Origin of the sequence: Aureimonas phyllosphaerae (assembly GCF_900113065.1) — a bacterium.
Classification (GTDB): Bacteria; Pseudomonadota; Alphaproteobacteria; order Rhizobiales; family Rhizobiaceae; genus Aureimonas; species Aureimonas phyllosphaerae.
Genome location: NZ_FOOA01000011.1, coordinates 1 through 17,506, shown reverse-complemented (window position 1 = coordinate 17,506; position 17,506 = coordinate 1). Strand labels below are relative to the sequence as shown.

Sequence of the window (17,506 nt, the reverse complement as noted above, 5' to 3'; positions counted from 1 at the left end):
GACCGACATTGACGTGAACGGCATGGCATTGACCGCTCGCCACCATATGTGACGAACGAGCGCATCGCGCGGCCGGCGACCCGTGGGAGGAGAACCATGTCGTTTCGAAAAGAGCGTCTGACCCGTCCGGTCTTCCGGTGGGCGCAGACCGCCATGCCGCCGATCTCGGACACCGAAGCCAAAGCGATCGATGCCGGCACGGTCTGGTGGGACGGCGAGCTCTTCAGCGGCGCTCCCGATTGGGACAGGCTTCTCGCCATGCCCCCGGCGCGGCTGACGGACGAGGAACAGGCCTTCCTCGACGGCCCAGTCACCGAACTCTGCGCGATGATCGACGAGTGGAAGATCGTCTGGGAAGATCATGATCTGCCTCCGGAAATCTGGGATTTCCTGAAACGCGAGAAGTTCTTCGGGATGATCATTCCGAAGGAATACGGCGGCCTTGGCTTCTCCAATACGGCCCATTCCGAGGTGGTGCGAAAGGTGTCGTCGGCGAGCGTGGCGGTCGGCGTGACCGTCATGGTGCCGAACTCGCTCGGCCCCGGCGAACTGATGCTGCATTTCGGCACGCAGGCGCAGCGCGACCACTGGCTGCCGCGCCTTGCCGACGGGCGCGAAATCCCATGCTTCGGCCTCACCTCCGACCGGGCCGGCTCGGATGCCGCGGCGATGACCGATCGCGGCGTCGTGGAGTATGGCGAGTTCGAGGGGCAGCGGACGCTTGGCATCCGTCTGAACTTCGCCAAGCGCTACATCACGCTCGCGCCCGTCGCGACCGTGATGGGCCTTGCGTTCAAGCTGTTCGACCCCGAGGGCCATCTCGGCCGAGGCGAGAACCTTGGCATCACGGTCGCCCTGATCCCAACGACGACGCCGGGCGTGCGCCACGGCGACCGACATATCCCGCAATTCACCTTCTTCCAGAACGGCCCGCTTTACGGGGAGGACGTGTTTATTCCGATGGACTGGATCCTCGGCGGCGAAGCGCAGATCGGCGAGGGGTGGACCATGCTGATGAAGGCGCTGGCGACCGGGCGCGGCATCTCGCTGCCCTCGCAGGCCGCTTCGGCGACGGCGATGACCGCGCGCATGGCCGGCGCCTATGCGCGCGTGCGCCAGCAGTTCGGTCTGCCCATCGGCATGTTCGAGGGCATCCAGGAGCCGCTCGCGGAACTCGCCGCCAATGCCTATCAGGTGGACGCAGCGCGCAGGCTGACGGTCGCCGCGCTCGATGAAGGGCACCGGCCTTCCGTCATCTCCGCCATCATGAAGCAGAACGCGACCGAGTTGATGCGCAAGTCCGTCGCGCACGCGATGGACATTCTGGGCGGCAAGGCGATCATCGACGGGCCGTCCAATCCGATCGGCGCCTCGCACCGCTCGGTTCCGATCGGCATCACGGTCGAGGGCGCCAACATCCTAACCCGTAACCTGATGATCTTCGGGCAGGGTGCGATCCGTGCCCACCCTCACATGCTCGACGAGATGCGTGCTTTGTCCAACCCCGACCGTGAAATGGGGCTGGCCGAGTTCGACCGGCATTTCTGGAAGCACGTCGGTCATTCCACGACGAACCTCCTGCGCACGTTCCTGTTCGGCTGGACCGGTGGGCTCGCCGCGCCTGCGCCGCGTGGCTCCGCGTTCACCAGCCATTGGCGGCAGCTGACCCGTTATGCCGCGACATTCTCCATGCTGGCCGACCTCGCATTGTTGACGCTTGGCGGCAGCCTCAAGCGGCGCGAGATGATCTCGGCTCGTCTCGGCGACATCCTGTCGGAACTCTATCTCCTCGGCGCCACGCTGAAGCGCTTCGAGACAGATGGCCGCCCGGAGGTCGACAAGCCGGTCGTCGAGTTCGTGATGCAACGAGGCTTCAACCGGATGGGCCTCGCCTTCGCCGGCGTCTTCGCCAACCTGCCGGCGCGCTGGGCCGCGATGGGAGCCCGCATCATCGCCTTTCCGCTCGGCGTTCCGCTCCGCCCGCCGGCCGACGAGCTGGTGACGGAGGTCGCTGAAATCCTGATGCGTCCGTCATCGCAGCGGGACCGGCTGACGCCGGATCTCTATCTCGGCGAAGGACGACCCGACCATCCGATCGCCGTTCTGGAAGAGGCGTTTACAAAGGTGACCGAGACCGCTGCGATCGCCAAGCGGATGCGCGAAGCCAAGCTGCGTGATCCGCAGGCAGCGCTGGAGGCCGGTGTCATCACGTCGGAGGAATTCACGGAGCTCGCCGTCGCCGAGGCCGCGGTCGCCCGCGCGGTGGCCGTCGACAGCTTCCCGATGAAGATGGTGTCGCCGCTCGCCGCGCAGCATCGGCGCCCGAACGAAGGACGCCGGGACGACGACGCGCGCGCCGAGGCCGCCGAATGACGAGAGCCGTCTATCTCGTCGACGGTGCCCGCACACCCTTTATCAAGGCGCGTGGCAAGCCGGGACCTTTCACGCCGGTCGATCTCGCAGTCCAGTGCGGCCGCCCGCTGTTGATGCGTCAGAGGTTCGATCCCGCTCTGATCGATCTCGTGGTGCTTGGATGCGTCAACGTCATCGCCGATGAGATGAACCCGGCGCGCGTTGCGGCGCTGCGACTCGCATTGCCCGATACCGTCCCGGCGCACACCGTCCAGATCAATTGCGGGTCCGGCATGCTCGCGATCGACGATGCGATGCGCGCCGTCGCGGACGGTCGATCGGAGATCGCGCTGGCGGGCGGGGCGGAGGCGCTCAGCCACTCGCCGCTCGTCCTCAGCGGCGATGCGGTCCAGTGGTTCGCGCGTCTCAACGGCGCTCGCTCGACGGGCGCGCGTTTGAAGGCTCTCGCCGGACTGAAGCCTGGCTTCCTGAAGCCCGTGATCGGGCTGGAGCGCGGCCTCACCGATCCCATCACCGACCTCAACATGGGCCAGACCGCCGAGAAGGTCGGCCACCTCTTCGGCGTTACGCGGCGCGAGGCGGACGAGTACGCAGCGGAAAGCCATCGCCGGCTTGCCGCCGCACAGACGGATGGCACCCTCGCGGGCGAGGTGGTTCCGGCCTTCTCGCGCGACGGACGCGCGTTCGATCGGGACGACGGCGTTCGGCCGGACTCGACCACTCGCAGCCTCGGCGGGCTGAAGCCGGTGTTCGAGCGGCCCTACGGCAACGTCACCGCCGGCAATTCCTCGCAGATCACCGATGGCGCGAGTTGGACGCTTCTCGCCTCGGAAGATGCGGTCGCCGCTCACGGGTTGACGCCGCTTGCCCGGATCGTCGATTGCCGCTGGGGTGCGCTCGACCCGTCGATCATGGGGCTCGGTCCGGTGATCGCGATCGCGGCGCTTCTGAAGGAGAACCGACTCTCGCTTTCCGAGGTCGGACTGTTCGAGATCAACGAGGCGTTTGCCGCTCAGGTCCTCGCCTGTGTCCGGGCGCTTGGCGACGAACGCGTCGGGCGCGAGGTGCTCGGGTTCGGTGGCGCAGTCGGCGAAATCGCAAGTGACAGACTGAATGTTGACGGCGGCGCCATTGCGCTTGGGCATCCTGTCGGCACGTCGGGCAACCGCATCACGCTCCACCTCGCCAACGCCATGCGCAGCCGCGGCGTCCGCTATGGCATCGCCAGCCAGTGCGTCGGCGGCGGACAGGGTGGCGCGTTGCTTCTGGAGGCCGCATGAAGACCGAGGACCTCCGCATGACCGGCGCGAGCCTGCTCGATACGCTGTCGGATCGCGCCCTCGAACTCTCAGCGGCCGCCGACGTCGAGCGCCGGGGAAACTGGCGTCAGGCGGTGGACGAAGACGGGGTTGCCTGGTGGGTCCTCGATCGGCCCGGCAAGTCCGTGAACACGATCGACCGAAGCGTCCTCGAAGAGCTCGACGCCCTGATCGACGGTGCGGACGCCGCGCCGCCGCGCGGCATCGTGATCCGCTCTGCCAAGCCGTCCGGCTTTGCGGCAGGCGCCGACATTGCTCAGTTCGTCGGCGCCGGGAGCGCCGAAATCGCCTCGATGCTTGGGGAGGGGCATCGCGTCCTCGACCGCCTCGCCGCCCTTCCGCTGCCGACGATCGCCGTCATCCATGGACACTGCCTCGGCGCCGGCCTTGAGCTCGCGCTCGCCTGCCGCCTCCGAATTGCCGTGTCCGACGCCTCGCTCGGTTTTCCGGAGGTCATGCTAGGCTTGCATCCGGGGCTCGGCGGGACGTTCCGCTCGCTCGCGGTGGCCGACCCGCTGGAGGCAATGGCGATGATGCTCACCGGCAAGAGCGCGCCGGCGCGACGCGCGCGCCGGATCGGGCTGGTCGATGCCGTGGTCGAAGAACGGCATGTTCTCAATGCGGTGCGCGCGGCGGTTGGCGGCGAACTTCATCCGGCCGGTACCGGTTGGAAGGGCAAGGCTTTTGCGCTGCGCCCGGCCCGGAGCCTCGCCGCCCGACGCATGCGCGCCGAAGCGGCGAAGGCGGCACGACCCGAGAATTACCCGGCTCCGTTCCGGCTGATCGATCTTTGGGAAGCGCATGGTGACAACCCGAACCGAATGCGCGCGGCCGAACTCGACAGCTTCTCGCAGCTCATCGAGACGCCGACGTCGCGCAACCTCGTCCGCGTCTTCTTCCTGCGCGAGGCGATGCGCGGCCTGAAGGACGGGCCGTCCGGCATCCGACGGGTCCACGTCATCGGTGCGGGCGCGATGGGGGGCGACATCGCGGCCTGGGCAGCGCGGGAAGGCTTCCGTGTCTCCCTGTCCGACATCGATGCGAAGCCGATCGGCGAGGCGCTGCGCAAGGCGGCGTCGATGCTGGAAAAGACGCTGAAGGACAAGCTGAAGGTCCGCGACGCGTTGGACCGGCTGGTGCCCGATCCCGCCGGCTTCGGCATCGTCGGCGCCGATCTGGTGATCGAGGCGGCCCCGGAGCGGCTGGACCTCAAGCAATCGATCCTGCTGGATGCCGAGGCGCGGATGAAGCCCGGCGCGATCCTCGCCACCAACACGTCGGCTTTGCCGCTGCCCGACCTCGCCGCGGGGCTCGCCGATCCGTCGCGGTTCGTCGGCCTGCACTTCTTCAATCCCGTATCGCGCATGCAGCTGGTCGAGGTGGTCCGGCACGATGGGCTCTCGCCCGAGACGCTGCGCCGCGCGACGAGCTTCGTCGCGGAGATTTCGCGCTTGCCGGCGCCCGTGAGGCCGACCGCCGGTTTCCTCGTGAACCGGGCGCTGACGCCGTATATCGCGGAGGCGATCCTCCTGATGGGCGAGGGCATCCCCAAGGAGCGGATCGACGCCCGCGCCGAGGCGTTCGGCATGCCGATGGGGCCGGTCGAACTCGCCGATCGCGTGGGGCTCGACATCGCGGTCGAGGTCGCACAGACGCTGGCCGAGCGGCTCGGCATGCCCCTGCCGGAAATGCCGGGTTGGCTTCACCAGATGGTGCGCGAAGGCCGGCTCGGGGTGAAGACGGGGGCAGGGCTCTACGACTACGACGCACAGGGCAAGCCGAAGAAGATCCACCCGGATGCCCTGCCGGACGGCTCCGCCGACGACCCCGCTCTCGAGGATCGGCTGATCCTGCCGATGGTCAACACGGTCGTCGCGTGCCTGCGCGAAGGCGTCGTCCAGAGCGAGGAGATCGCCGATGGCGCGATGGTCTTCGGGACCGGTTTTGCCCCGTTCCGCGGCGGTCCGATCCGCTACGCGAGAGAGCGCGGTGTCGATACCGTGATCGCGCGGTTGCGTGAGCTCGAAATGGCGCATGGACCGCGGTTCCGGCCGGACGCCGGGTGGGATCGGATCTGACGCTCCTGACACAAACTTTGACGTTCACGTCAAAGTCCGGTAGCCATGAGCCAAGCTATGGCGTTCGGGAGGACGACGAATGTATCGGGCACCGGTGGGCGAGATCGGCTTCACGCTTCGGCATGTGGCGGGGCTCGAGGAGGCAATGGCGCGAGGCGCGACGGGAGACCTGACGCCCGATCTCCTCGATGCGATCCTGGATGAGGCCGGACGGTTCGCCGACAGCGAGATCGCCCCGATGGCCGCAGGGGGCGACAAGACCGGCGCCGTCTGGCGCGACCGCGCGGTGACCATGCCGCCGGGCTGGCGCGACCTCTATCACCGCTGGATCGACGGCGGCTGGAACGGCTTGACCGGTCCGGTGGATCATGGCGGGCAGGGCCTGCCGACCTCGCTGTCGGCCGCGATCTACGAGATGTGGAACGGCGCGTCGATGGCCTTCGGCATTGGGCCGACCCTCACGCTCGGCGCGGTCGACGCGCTGGAAGCACATGGCACCGACGCGCTTCGCGCGACCTATCTCGACAAGCTCGTGTCCGGCGAATGGATGGGCACGATGAACCTCACCGAGCCGCAGGCCGGCTCGGACCTCTCGGCGCTCCGCACACGGGCCGAGCGGCGGGACGACGGCACCTATCGCATCTTCGGCTCCAAGATCTTCATAACCTTCGGCGAGCACGATCTGACGGACAACATCGTCCATCTCGTCCTGGCGCGCCTACCCGACGCCCCGGCCGGCGTGAAGGGTATCTCGCTGTTCCTGGTTCCCAAGCGCCTCGTCAATGCGGACGGCTCGCTTGGCGCCCGCAACGACGTGTTCTGCCAGTCGATCGAGCATAAACTTGGCATCCACGCCTCGCCGACCTGCACGATGGTCTACGGCGACGGCATCGGCGAGACGGGGGAGGCGGGTGCCGTCGGCTGGCTGGTCGGCGAAGAGAACAAGGGTCTCGCCTGCATGTTCACGATGATGAACTCGGCGCGCCTCTATGTCGGAATCCAGGGGCTCGGCGTCGCGCAGGCGGCCTTCCAGAAGGCGCTGGACTTCGCCCGCGAGCGTCGGCAGGGCCGCTCGGCCGTCCCCGGCACGACGGACATGGCGCCGATCGTCGAGCACGCCGACGTCGCGCGCATGCTCCTCACGATGAAGGCGCTCGTCGGATCGGCCCGGGCGATCGCCTACTCCTGCGGTCATGCGATCGATCGATCGCGCCAGGACGGCGAGGACAGGCGCTTCTGGGCGGAGCGCGCGAGCCTTCTGACGCCGATGGCCAAGAGCTTCCCCACCGATGTCGGCGTCGAGGTCGCTTCGCTCGGCATCCAGGTGCACGGCGGCATGGGTTTCGTGGAGGAGACAGGCGCTGCGCGACTCCTGCGCGACGCGCGCATCGCACCGATCTACGAGGGCACCAACGGCATCCAGGCGATCGACCTCGTGACGCGCAAGCTGCCGCTGTCCGGCGGCGAGACCGTGCGCGCCTACATCGCGGAACTTGAGGAGATCGTGACGAGCGTCGAGCAAAGCAACCGGCCGGATTTCGGCCGGTCGTCGGAGCGCCTGCGTGCCGCCATCGCCGCGCTGCGCGAGACGACGGAGCGTCTGCTCGAATGGATGGCGCGGGGCGAAACCGGCGCGGCGCTGGCCGGCGCCACCGCATACCAGCGCCTGTTCTCGCTGACCGCCGGCAACTGCTATCTCGCCAAGGGCGCGCTGGCGGACGCTGACGTCCCTTCGCGCGCCGCACTGGCCCGTTTCATGGCGGAGACGCTTCTGCCCGACGTCCACGCCCTGTCGGCCGAGGTGATGGACGGGGGCGAAAGCCTGCGTGCCGCGACCGTGGCCCTGAACTGAGGATCGACATGAGCCAGCACATTCGCGTCGAGACCAGCGACGGCGTTTGCCGCATCCGCATCGACCGCGCCGAAAAGAAGAATGCCCTCGACCGGGCGATGTATCGCGCGCTGGACGACGCCTTGTCGCGCGCCGACGCCGACCCGTCCGTCGGCTGCATCCTCTTCTGCGGTTCTCCGGGCGCCTTTTCCGCCGGCAACGATATCGCCGACTTCGTCGCCTTCACCGGGTCCGACCGCCCGATGGGCGAGCTGATGGACTTCCTCCACACGCTGGCCGGTGTCGGGAAGCCGATGATCGCGGCGGTCGACGGGCTGGCGATCGGGATCGGCACGACGCTGCTTCTCCACTGCGATCTCGTCTACGCCACGCCGCGTTCGCTGTTCCGCACCCCGTTCTCCGATCTCGGCATCGTGCCGGAGGCGGCCTCGAGCCTCCTCGGACCCCTGGCGATGGGGCACCAGCGTGCCTTCGCGCTTCTCGTGATGGGCGAGACGTGGGACGCGGAGAAAGCGCGCGAGGCCGGTCTAGTGCTCTCGGTAGTAGTCGACGCGGAAGCCGATGGCGAAGCGGCGGCGCGTCGTCTCGCGGCGAAACCGCGCGAGGCGGTGCGGATCGGCCGCGATCTCCTACGGGCGACGCCGGACGCCGTGCGTGAACGCATCGTGCTGGAGGCGGACCATTTCCAGGAGCGTCTCCGTTCCCTCGAGGCGCAGGCGGCCTTCGCCGCGTTCCTGACGCGCGGTTAGGACGGTTTCTCGCGCTGAGCCTTCAGTTTGCGGCGGAACTGGAGCACGGTCCCGCCGCTGAGGATCAGGAACACGGCTGCGATCGCCGCATACGCCCATGGGCTGCCGTGGAGATAGGTGTCGATCCGGTCGCCGAGAACGTAGGCACCGAAGCCGTAGGCGCCCGACCAGAGGGCAGCGCCGAGAGCGTTATAGAAGAGGAACGACCACCACGGGAAATGCAGCGTCCCGGCCGCAAAGCCGCAGACTTGGCGTAGGATCAGGATGAAGCGGGCGATCAGGACGATCGGCGGCCCGACCGTGCGGAACCGCTCCTCGACATAGCGATACTTTTCCTGCGTCAGCCCGATGCGATGGCCGTGCCGCGCGACGAGTTGGCTGCCGTAACGGTAGCCGAGCCAGTAGCCGAGATTGTCGCCGAGCGTACCGCCGAGCCAGGCGGAGAAGAAGACGCCCCAGACATTCAGCTGGCCGTGCCCGGCCATGATGCCCGCCGCGATCAGGATGCTCTCGCCCGGAAACGGCAGTCCGGTCGATTCCAGAAAGATAGACAGGAACAGGATGCCGTAGCCGTATTCCTGCAGAAAGCCGGTGATCCAGTTCAGCATCGCGCCCTCAACGCTCGAAGAGAGCGACCGCCTCGACATGGTGAGACCAGAGGAACTGGTCGATCGGCGTGACCGACAGGAGCCTGTACCCGCCGCCGACCAGGATCGCGGCATCGCGCGCGAGGGTCACCGGATTGCAGGATACGGCGGCGATCCGCTTGACCGTAGAAGCCGCCAGTTCGCGAGACTGCGCCTCCGCGCCGGCGCGCGGCGGATCGAACAGGACACCGTCGAACTTCGACAGCTCCTTGACGGTTAGCGGACGGCGATAGAGATCGCGCCGCTCGATGGCGATCGGCTTCAGCCCGCTCGCGCCGCGCTTGGCTTTTTCCAGCGCGGCGAGAGCCGGCGCGTCGAACTCGGCCGCGTGCACCGCGTGGCGCTGGGCTAGTCGCAGCGAGAAGGCGCCGAAGCCGGAGAAGAGATCGGCGACCGACTTCGACGGCGCGAGATGCGCCAAGGCGATCTCGGCCATGTGCTCCTCGGCCCGGCCGACCGCCTGCAGGAATGCGCCGGGCGGGAAGGGGACGGCGATGCCGGCCACGTCGATCACCGGGACGCGGTTCTCGATCAGCGTCTCGCCATCGACGGAGAGGCGTGCGACCGCGCCATCCTCCGCGCCCCAGGCGATCGTCGCCTGCCGGAGGTCGCCGGTGAGCTTGGCGGTCTGCTCGATGGCGACGTCGAGCCCGGTCGTGGTGCGCGTGACCGTCATCCGCAGCTCGCGCTTGCGGTCGATCAGAAGCGTCGCCAGCCGTTCGAAGCGCTTCAGCCGCGCGACGATCTCCGGCACGACGACGAGGCAGGTTTCGATCGGCGCGATCCGGTGGCTCAGCGCCTCGTGAAAGCCGAAGAGAACCCTCGGTCCCGCCCGCACGGCGGTAAAGACGGCGCGGCGGCGCGAGGCGGGGTCGCACGGCACGAGCGGCGCGACATCCGGCGACAAGCCTTCGCGCGACAGGGCGTCGACCACGAGGTCGCGCTTGAACGTCGCGTAGAGATCGTCACTGAGATGCTGCAGGTCGCAGCCCCCGCAGCGGCCGAAATGGGGGCACGGCGCCTCGCGCCGGTCGGGCGAGGGCGCGTCGACCGACAGGAGCTGGCCGCGGCCCCCCTGGCGCTCGATCGTCACGCGCTCGCCCGGCAGTGCGAACGGGACGAAGACCGTGGTCGGCTGGCGCGCGATGCCGTCGCCGCGCGTTCCCAGCGCATCGATCGCAACCTGCTCGCTCACGCCTTCACTCCACCCAACAGAAATTCCATGTTGCCGTCGCCTCCTGTGATCGGCGACGGAACGATCCCGAGAGACCGCCAGCCGGGCTGCTCGTTCAGCCACTCCGCCAGTTCGGCCGCGATCGAGGGCGCCGTGGTCGGATCCCGCAGCAGGCCGCCCTTGCCGATCGCCTCGCGCCCGGCCTCGAATTGCGGCTTGACGAGGAGCACGGCCTTCGCGCCGCTCTCAGCCAGCGCGAGGGCCTGGGGGAGCGCCAACCGCAGCGAGATGAAGCTCACGTCGGACGCGACGAGACCGATCCGGCGTCCGCCGAGATGCTCGGCTGAGAGATCACGCGCGTTCAGCCCTTCGAGGCATGTGACACGCGCATCCTCGCGCAACGTCGTGTGCAACTGCCCGTGGCCGACATCGACGGCGATCACATGCGCGGCGCCGTGCTCCAGGAGAACTTGCGTGAACCCGCCGGTCGAGGCGCCGACATCGAGGGCGTCGAGCCCGTCCGCGTGAATGTCGAACGCTTCGAGGCCGGCGAGGAGCTTCAGCGCCGCACGCGACACGTAGGCCGCTGCCGGGTCGTCGAGTTCGACCTGCGCGTTTTCGTCCACGCTCTGGCCGGGCTTCGAGACCACGACGCCCTCGACGCGGACACGGCCGCGCAAGATCGCATCGCGCGCCCGCGCGCGCGAATCGAGAAGACGACGCTCGGCGACGAGCTGGTCCAGGCGGATGCGCTGTGCGTTCATTCCGACCCGTCTCAGGCGCGCATGACGCGCTGCGCCGTGTCGCCTAGCGCGCGGAACACTGTCTCGACAATCGCAGCGCGGTCGAGGCCGGAAACCTTGATCATGGCCTCGGGCGCGGCATGGTCGACGAAGCGGTCGGGCATCGTCATCGGCCGGACCTTGACGCCGCGATCCATCAGGCCGTGGCGCGCCATATGCTCCAGAACCTGCGCAGCGAATCCACCGGAGGCGCCTTCCTCGATCAGGATCAGCACCTCGTGGTGTGCGGCGAGGCGCCGGATCAGGTCGGTGTCGAGCGGCTTGGCGAAGCGCGCATCGGCAACCGTCGTCGACAGGCCGAAGCCTTCCAGTTCCTCGGCCGCGGCAACCGCTTCGGCGAGACGCGAGCCGAAGGACAGGATGGCGACCTTCGAGCCCTCGCGGACGATCCGGCCGCGGCCGATCTCCAGCGCGCGCCCGCGCTCGGGCATCTCGACACCTGTGCCGTTGCCGCGCGGATAGCGGAACGAGATCGGGCCGTCCTCGTGCTCTACGGCGGTGCGAACCATGTGGCGCAACTCCGCTTCGTCGGCCGCCGCCATCACCACCATGCCGGGAAGCGGGCACAGGAACCCGGTATCGAAGGAGCCGGCATGGGTCGGTCCGTCGGCGCCGACGAAACCCGCGCGGTCGATCGCGAACCGCACGGGCAGATGCTGGATCGCCACGTCATGGACGATCTGGTCGTAGGCGCGCTGCAGGAAGGTCGAATAGATCGCGACGAAGGGCTTGTAGCCTTCGGTGGCGAGCCCCGCCGCGAAGGTCACCGCATGCTGCTCGGCGATGCCGACGTCGAACGTGCGCTTCGGGAACGCCTGCCCGAAGAGGTCGAGGCCGGTGCCGTCGGGCATCGCGGCGTTGATCGCGACGATCTTTTCGTCCTCGTGCGCTTCCTGAATCAGCGTCTCGGCGAAGACCTTGGTGTAGCTCGGGGCATTCGACTTCGGCTTGGATTGCGTGCCGGTCACCACGTCGAACTTCGACACGCCGTGATACTTGTCGGCGCTGGCCTCGGCCGGCGCGTAACCCTTGCCCTTGCGGGTGACGACGTGGATCAGCACCGGCCCGTCGCCGTTGTCACGCACGTTCCTCAAAACGGGCAGGAGATGGTCGAGGTCATGCCCGTCGATCGGGCCGACATAGTAGAAGCCAAGCTCCTCAAACATCGTGCCGCCGGTCAGGAAGCCCCGCGTGTATTCCTCCGTCTTGCGCGCGCCCTCGCGAACGAACTCGGGCAGGTGGCTCGTCACGGTCTTCGCGCGGTTGCGCAGCGTGCGGTAGGTCTTTCCCGAGACCAGTCGCGCAAGATAGGCGCTGAGCGCGCCGGTCGGCGGCGCGATCGACATGTCGTTGTCGTTGAGGATCACGATCAGCCGCGCATCGAGCGCGCCGGCGTTGTTCATGGCTTCGTAGGCCATGCCCGCCGTCATTGCGCCGTCGCCGATCACCGCGATGACGTTGTTGCGGCGACCGTCCATCTCGGCGGCGACGGCCATGCCGAGGCCGGCCGAGATCGAGGTCGAGGAGTGGCCGGCGCCGAACGGGTCGTACTCGCTTTCCGTGCGCTTGGCGAAGCCGGAGACGCCGCCCTCCTGGCGAACCGTGCGCATCGCCTCGCGGCGGCCGGTCAGAATCTTGTGCGGATAGGCCTGATGGCCGACGTCCCAGATCAGCCGATCGGCAGGCGTGTCGAAGACGGCATGGATCGCGACTGTTAGTTCGACGACGCCGAGACCGGCTCCGAGGTGCCCGCCGGTGCGCGAGACCGCGTCGATCAGGTCCAGGCGCAGTTCATCGGCCACCTGCCGAAGCGATGTCTCGGGCAGGGCCCGGAGATCGGCCGGGGAGGCGATGCGGTCGAGGAGCGGCGTGGAGGGACGCTGGGACAAGGACATCTCCTGATGCGAAGGCCGACGCAGATGCGCGCCCCGAAGGTCGGGCTTGTTAGACTGGTTTCAAGATGGCTTGTCCACCGGCGGTCCGTCGCATCAGGCCGGGTCGAGAGGCTCGACGTCGATAGCCTTGCCGCCGCGCGAAAGCTTGATCTTCTCGACCTTGTCCTCGGCAGCCGAGAGCAGCCGATCGCAATGTGACTTCAGCTTCTCGCCCCGTTCATAAATGCGGATCGAGTGCTCGAGCGCCACGTCGCCGCGCTCGAGATCCGAAACGATGCGCTCGAGAGCCGACAGCGCTTCCTCGAAGCTCATGCGTCGGATGTCGCTGTCGTCGGCGGGCAGGGGGGCGATCGTGTCGGACATGATGAACCTTTGTAATGCTCGCGGTCAGCCGACCATCAGCCGCTGCACGTGCGCGGCGACCGATCGTTCCAGGCCGACGAGGTCGTAGCCGCCCTCCAGCACGCTCACGAGACGGTTGCCGGAAAAGCGAGATGCGATATCGAGGAGCTTGCCGGTCGCCCAGTCGAAGTCGGCCTCGATGAGATTGAGCCCGGCGAGCGGATCACGGTGATGCGCGTCGAATCCGGCGGAAATGATGACGAGGTCGGGCCGGAACCGGATCAGCGCCGGAAGGACGCGCTCGGCGAAGGCCGCCCGGAACTCGTCGGTGCCGTCTCCCTCGCTCAATGGGATGTTGACGATATTGCCGGCGCCCGTTTCGGCTTCCGCGCCGGTGCCGGGATAGAGCGGCGCCTGATGGGTCGAGACGTACATCACCGACGGGTCGGACCAGAAGATGTCCTGCGTCCCGTTCCCATGGTGCACGTCCCAGTCGACGATCGCGACCTTCTCCAGTCCGTGGACCACCTGCGCATGGCGGGCGGCGACGGCGGCCTGATTGAACAGGCAGAAACCCATTGCGGTCTCGCGCTCGGCGTGGTGGCCGGGCGGTCGGGCTGCGACGAATACGTTGCGCGCCTCGCCCAAGACAACATCGTCCACCGCGGCACAGGCGGCACCGACCGCATGCAGCGCCGCGGAGAAGCTCTTCGGGCTGACGACGGTGTCGCCGTCGATGCGCGTCATTCCCTCAGCCGGCGTCGCGCGTGCGATCTTGCGGACATGATCGACGGAATGGCAGCGATAGACCGCCTCCACCGAACCTTCGGGCGCGAGCACCCGGTCGAGGTTCTGGAAGGCCTCCGCCTCCAGGGCGGCCGCAACGGCGGCCATGCGTTCGGGACGCTCGGGATGGCCGGGGCCGGTCAAATGCTCGGCGAAGATCGGGTGGTGGTAGAGACGCGTCATCACGGGCAAACGTCTCCGATTGAAAGGACGGACATCCGAACGCTTCGAGCCGGTTTCATCGGCCGGTTTGCGCCCGGTGCCTCAGATAGTGATCCGCGATCGCGCAAGCCACCATGGCTTCGCCGATCGGCACCGCCCGAATGCCGACGCAGGGGTCGTGCCGGCCCTTGGTCATCACGTCGACCTCCTGCCCGTCGGCATCGACCGAGCGGCGCGGGGTGAGGATCGAGGACGTCGGCTTCACCGCAAAGCGCGCGACGATGGGCTGGCCCGTCGCGATGCCCCCGAGGATGCCGCCGGAATGGTTCGACAGGAACTGCGGTCGTCCGTCATCGCCCATGCGGATTTCGTCGGCATTGTCTTCGCCGGAGAGAGTGGCCGAGGCGAAGCCGTCGCCGATCTCGACGCCCTTTACGGCATTGATCGACATGAGGCCCGCGGCAATGTCGGCATCCAGCTTGCCGTAGAGCGGGGCACCGAGACCGGGCGGCACGCCGTCCGCGACCACCTCGACCACGGCACCGATCGAGGAGCCGCGCTTGCGCACGCCGTCGAGAAGATCGGCCCAGCGTTCCGCCGTCTGCGCATCGGGACAGAAGAACGGGTTGCGCCGCGTTTCGTCCCAGTCGAAACGCGAGCGGTCGATGGCGACGTCGCCGATCTGGACGAGCGCCCCGCGCACGACGAGGCCGGGCAACACGAGGCGGGCGATCGCGCCGGCAGCAACCCGCGTCGCCGTCTCACGCGCCGACGAGCGACCGCCGCCGCGATAGTCGCGGACGCCGTACTTCATGTCGTAGGTGATGTCGGCGTGACCCGGGCGATACCGCCGCGCGATCTCGGAATAGTCCTTCGAGCGCTGGTCGACGTTGTCGATATGGAGGGCGATCGGCGTGCCGGTCGAAACCAGTTCTCCATCCGCTTCGCCGGGCATGACGCCCGACAGGACGCGCACCTGATCGGGCTCCTGCCGCTGCGTCGTGTAGCGCGACTGGCCGGGGCGGCGCTCGTCGAGGTAGCGCTGGATCTGCGCTTCCGAGAAGCGCAGGCCCGGCGGCGTTCCGTCCACGACGCAGCCGATCGCGGCGCCGTGGCTTTCGCCCCAGGTCGTCACGCGGAAGAGGTGGCCGAAGCTGTTATGCGACATGAAAAGTCTGCCGATCCCGTTGGCGCACAGATGTCGGCACGACGGCCGCATGGGCGGGGTTGATGCAGCGAATTTGCCGGCGCGGCAAGCCGCCGGCCGCCCGAAAAAACCACAATCGTCGCGGAACCTCGCATCGTTCGAATCGAGCCGGGGGCCCAGCACTCCCCCGAGCCGCTGCGGGAGCTGCCGGATGACGAGACGGGTCGTCGCCTTCTTCGCCTGTTCTTTTCTCAGCGTGTCCGCCAGCTATCCGGCGGCCGCGCGCGAAGTGGACGGTACGATCGAACGGATCGATCGGGAAGACGAAACCCTGAAGCTTTCCGACGGGGTGACCTATCAGCTGCCGGAAATCTTCGACTATTCCGCCGTCAGGCCGGGCATGCAGGTCGTCGTGGTCTACGAGGCCGGGGCCTAGACCCAGTCGAAGTGCCCGTTGGACGCGCGAAGAATGCGGTCCTGCGGGATGTCCGCCTGCGAAGCCTCCGCGGGCGACATGCCCGCGAAGACGTTGAGGAAGGCGCGCGTGATGCCGCCGTGCGCGACGACAATGGTCGGGCGGACGAGTTCGCGGAAAACGGGAGCCACGCGTCCGGCAAGGCTCTGATAGGTTTCCGCTCCGGCGCCGGGCGGCTGGAAATTCCATTTGTCGGCCTTGCGCCGGGCGGACTCTTCCGGAAACCGCTTCGCCAGTTCGGCGACCGTGTAGCCCTGCCAGTCGCCGAAATGGATTTCCATCAGGCGCTCGTCGGTGCGGAAGCTATCGATCTCCAGTCCCATCTCTCGACGAATTGCACGCATCGTCGCGGATGCACGGAGCATCGGACTGGAAACGAAGTCGAAGGTTCCGCCACCCGCGCCAAGGACATTGGCGAGGTAACGACCGTTGCGCCGAGCTTGCGCCTCACCGGTCCGATTAAGCGGAATGTCGCTCTGGCCTTGAAGGCGCGCCGCGGCATTCCAGTCCGTCTGCCCATGACGGCAGAGGTAGATCAGGGGGAGTTTGGTCACTGCGGAATGTCCGTCAGTCCTTGATGACGGAAATGTCGGGCGCGTCCACCGCTTTCATGCCGACCACATGGTAACCGGAATCGGCATGGTGCACTTCGCCGGTGACCGAGCGTGACAGGTCCGACAGGAGGTACAGGCCGACATCGCCGACTTCCTCGATCGTCACCGTCCGGCGGAGCGGCGCGTTGTACTCGTTCCACTTGAGAATGTAGCGGAAGTCACCGATGCCGGAAGCGGCCAGGGTCTTGATCGGGCCGGCCGAGATGGCGTTGACGCGGATGTTCTTCGGGCCGAGATCGACCGCAAGATACTTCACGCTCGCCTCGAGCGCGGCCTTGGCGACGCCCATGACGTTGTAGTTCGGCATCACCTTTTCGGCGCCGTAGTAGGTGAGGGTCAGCATCGACCCACCATCGGTCATCAGTTTCTCGGCCCGCTGCGCGACCGCCGTGAAGGAATAGACCGAGATGTTCATGGTCTTGTTGAAGTTGGCTTCCGTCGTGTCGACGTAGCGCCCGGTCAGTTCGTCCTTGTCGGAGAAGCCGATCGCGTGGACGAGGAAGTCGAGCTTGCCCCACTTCTCTTCGAGCGCCTTGAAGCAGGCATCGATGGTGGCAGGATCACCGACGTCGCAGTGGCCGCAGACGAAGGCGCCGAGCTCGGCGGCCAGCGGCTCGACACGCTTGCGCAACGCATCGCCCTGATACGTGAAGGCGATTTCGGCGCCCTGGGCGGCCAAGGCCTTGGCGATTCCGAAGGCGATGGAGCGGTTGTTGGCGACGCCGAGGATGACGCCGCGCTTTCCCTTCATCAGGCCCAACGAATCTACCATGGCCTGAACTCCTTCGTTACGTTTTGCATTTTCCCGCTGGGGCGGCGGTATGGCATAGCCACCCGCGGCCAGCAAGCGGCGGGAACACTTGGTCGGCTGAGCTCAGGCGTCGCCCTGACCGTCCCGCCGCTTTTCGAACAGTGCGACGAGTTCCGGCATCGGTTCGGCAGGAAGCGCGATCGACAGTGTCACGAGGATGTCGCCGCGACCGCCGTCCTTGCGGGTCAGTCCCTTGCCGCGCAGGCGCAAGGTGCGACCCGATGTCGTCCAGGGCTGGATCTTCGTGGCAACCCGTCCATCCAGCGTCTCGATGGTCAC

Annotated in this window: 16 protein-coding genes; 6 read left to right on the top strand and 10 right to left on the bottom strand. The window is 67.5% G+C overall.

Annotated features, from left to right (window positions below; translation table 11 throughout):
- The first annotated feature begins 96 nt into the window (after positions 1-96).
- The 5 genes from BM175_RS13835 to BM175_RS13815 all read left to right on the top strand — a co-directional run bounded on the left by BM175_RS13835 (position 97) and on the right by BM175_RS13815 (position 8,371).
- On the top strand, positions 97-2,373 hold the full coding sequence (locus tag BM175_RS13835; RefSeq protein ID WP_090963994.1) for an acyl-CoA dehydrogenase: 2,277 nt from the start codon (positions 97-99) through the stop codon (positions 2,371-2,373).
- Entirely contained in the window at positions 2,370-3,653 is a 1,284-nt protein-coding gene (locus tag BM175_RS13830) for an acetyl-CoA C-acetyltransferase (RefSeq protein WP_090963992.1), read from the top strand. Before BM175_RS13835 ends, BM175_RS13830 begins: the two co-directional genes overlap by 4 nt.
- Positions 3,650-5,770: a 3-hydroxyacyl-CoA dehydrogenase NAD-binding domain-containing protein gene (locus BM175_RS13825; protein WP_244546005.1), complete on the top strand. Its 2,121-nt coding sequence runs from the start codon at positions 3,650-3,652 to the stop codon at positions 5,768-5,770. Before BM175_RS13830 ends, BM175_RS13825 begins: the two co-directional genes overlap by 4 nt.
- 79 nt (positions 5,771-5,849) lie before the next feature.
- Positions 5,850-7,622, top strand: a complete 1,773-nt coding sequence (locus BM175_RS13820; RefSeq protein ID WP_090963990.1) for an acyl-CoA dehydrogenase family protein — start codon at positions 5,850-5,852, stop codon at positions 7,620-7,622.
- 8 nt (positions 7,623-7,630) lie between these two features.
- Positions 7,631-8,371: a crotonase/enoyl-CoA hydratase family protein gene (locus BM175_RS13815; RefSeq protein ID WP_090963988.1), complete on the top strand. Its 741-nt coding sequence runs from the start codon at positions 7,631-7,633 to the stop codon at positions 8,369-8,371.
- Here BM175_RS13815 and BM175_RS13810 read toward each other — a convergent pair.
- The 7 genes from BM175_RS13810 to aroC form a co-directional block, all read right to left on the bottom strand.
- On the bottom strand, positions 8,368-8,979 hold the full coding sequence (locus tag BM175_RS13810) for a DedA family protein (RefSeq protein WP_175526856.1): 612 nt from the start codon (positions 8,977-8,979) through the stop codon (positions 8,368-8,370). The genes BM175_RS13815 and BM175_RS13810 overlap by 4 nt on opposite strands.
- 7 nt (positions 8,980-8,986) lie before the next feature.
- The gene (locus tag BM175_RS13805) at positions 8,987-10,213 is read right to left on the bottom strand and encodes a class I SAM-dependent RNA methyltransferase (RefSeq protein WP_090963984.1); all 1,227 of its coding nucleotides are present in this window, start codon (positions 10,211-10,213) and stop codon (positions 8,987-8,989) included.
- Entirely contained in the window at positions 10,210-10,956 is a 747-nt protein-coding gene (locus tag BM175_RS13800; RefSeq protein ID WP_090963982.1) for a TlyA family RNA methyltransferase, read from the bottom strand. Before BM175_RS13800 ends, BM175_RS13805 begins: the two co-directional genes overlap by 4 nt.
- A gap of 11 nt (positions 10,957-10,967) precedes the next feature.
- On the bottom strand, positions 10,968-12,890 hold the full coding sequence (gene dxs, locus BM175_RS13795) for a 1-deoxy-D-xylulose-5-phosphate synthase (protein WP_090963980.1): 1,923 nt from the start codon (positions 12,888-12,890) through the stop codon (positions 10,968-10,970).
- A 93-nt stretch (positions 12,891-12,983) separates the two neighbouring features.
- The gene (locus BM175_RS13790; RefSeq protein WP_090963978.1) at positions 12,984-13,253 is read right to left on the bottom strand and encodes an exodeoxyribonuclease VII small subunit; all 270 of its coding nucleotides are present in this window, start codon (positions 13,251-13,253) and stop codon (positions 12,984-12,986) included.
- A 24-nt stretch (positions 13,254-13,277) separates the two neighbouring features.
- Positions 13,278-14,204 carry a histone deacetylase family protein gene (locus BM175_RS13785; protein ID WP_090963976.1) on the bottom strand — a complete coding sequence of 309 codons (927 nt, stop codon included), beginning with the start codon at positions 14,202-14,204 and terminating at the stop codon, positions 13,278-13,280.
- A gap of 52 nt (positions 14,205-14,256) precedes the next feature.
- Positions 14,257-15,348, bottom strand: a complete 1,092-nt coding sequence (gene aroC, locus BM175_RS13780) for a chorismate synthase (protein WP_090963974.1) — start codon at positions 15,346-15,348, stop codon at positions 14,257-14,259.
- A 190-nt stretch (positions 15,349-15,538) separates the two neighbouring features.
- On the opposite strand from aroC, the gene BM175_RS13775 reads away from it, so the two are divergent.
- Positions 15,539-15,763 carry a DUF1344 domain-containing protein gene (locus BM175_RS13775; RefSeq protein ID WP_090963972.1) on the top strand — a complete coding sequence of 75 codons (225 nt, stop codon included), beginning with the start codon at positions 15,539-15,541 and terminating at the stop codon, positions 15,761-15,763.
- Here BM175_RS13775 and BM175_RS13770 read toward each other — a convergent pair.
- The 3 genes from BM175_RS13770 to BM175_RS13760 form a co-directional block, all read right to left on the bottom strand.
- The gene (locus BM175_RS13770; protein WP_090963970.1) at positions 15,760-16,356 is read right to left on the bottom strand and encodes a histidine phosphatase family protein; all 597 of its coding nucleotides are present in this window, start codon (positions 16,354-16,356) and stop codon (positions 15,760-15,762) included. The genes BM175_RS13775 and BM175_RS13770 overlap by 4 nt on opposite strands.
- 13 nt (positions 16,357-16,369) lie before the next feature.
- Entirely contained in the window at positions 16,370-17,188 is an 819-nt protein-coding gene (fabI, locus tag BM175_RS13765) for an enoyl-ACP reductase FabI (protein ID WP_090963968.1), read from the bottom strand.
- Positions 17,189-17,290: 102 nt separating this feature from the next.
- Positions 17,291-17,506, bottom strand: a 216-nt coding sequence (locus tag BM175_RS13760) for a DnaJ C-terminal domain-containing protein (RefSeq protein ID WP_280141113.1), incomplete at its 5' end; no start/stop codon positions are given.

What these genes read in the sequence shown, in the direction of transcription:
- BM175_RS13835 (WP_090963994.1), top strand. Translation starts at nt 97, where the DNA reads ATGTCGTTTCGAAAAGAGCGTCTGACCCGTCCGGTCTTCCGGTGGGCG.
- BM175_RS13830 (WP_090963992.1), top strand. Translation starts at nt 2,370, where the DNA reads ATGACGAGAGCCGTCTATCTCGTCGACGGTGCCCGCACACCCTTTATC.
- BM175_RS13825 (WP_244546005.1), top strand. Translation starts at nt 3,650, where the DNA reads ATGAAGACCGAGGACCTCCGCATGACCGGCGCGAGCCTGCTCGATACG.
- BM175_RS13820 (WP_090963990.1), top strand. Translation starts at nt 5,850, where the DNA reads ATGTATCGGGCACCGGTGGGCGAGATCGGCTTCACGCTTCGGCATGTG.
- BM175_RS13815 (WP_090963988.1), top strand. Translation starts at nt 7,631, where the DNA reads ATGAGCCAGCACATTCGCGTCGAGACCAGCGACGGCGTTTGCCGCATC.
- BM175_RS13810 (WP_175526856.1), bottom strand. Translation starts at nt 8,979, where the DNA reads ATGCTGAACTGGATCACCGGCTTTCTGCAGGAATACGGCTACGGCATC.
- BM175_RS13800 (WP_090963982.1), bottom strand. Translation starts at nt 10,956, where the DNA reads ATGAACGCACAGCGCATCCGCCTGGACCAGCTCGTCGCCGAGCGTCGT.
- dxs (WP_090963980.1), bottom strand. Translation starts at nt 12,890, where the DNA reads ATGTCCTTGTCCCAGCGTCCCTCCACGCCGCTCCTCGACCGCATCGCC.
- BM175_RS13790 (WP_090963978.1), bottom strand. Translation starts at nt 13,253, where the DNA reads ATGTCCGACACGATCGCCCCCCTGCCCGCCGACGACAGCGACATCCGA.
- aroC (WP_090963974.1), bottom strand. Translation starts at nt 15,348, where the DNA reads ATGTCGCATAACAGCTTCGGCCACCTCTTCCGCGTGACGACCTGGGGC.
- BM175_RS13775 (WP_090963972.1), top strand. Translation starts at nt 15,539, where the DNA reads ATGACGAGACGGGTCGTCGCCTTCTTCGCCTGTTCTTTTCTCAGCGTG.
- fabI (WP_090963968.1), bottom strand. Translation starts at nt 17,188, where the DNA reads ATGGTAGATTCGTTGGGCCTGATGAAGGGAAAGCGCGGCGTCATCCTC.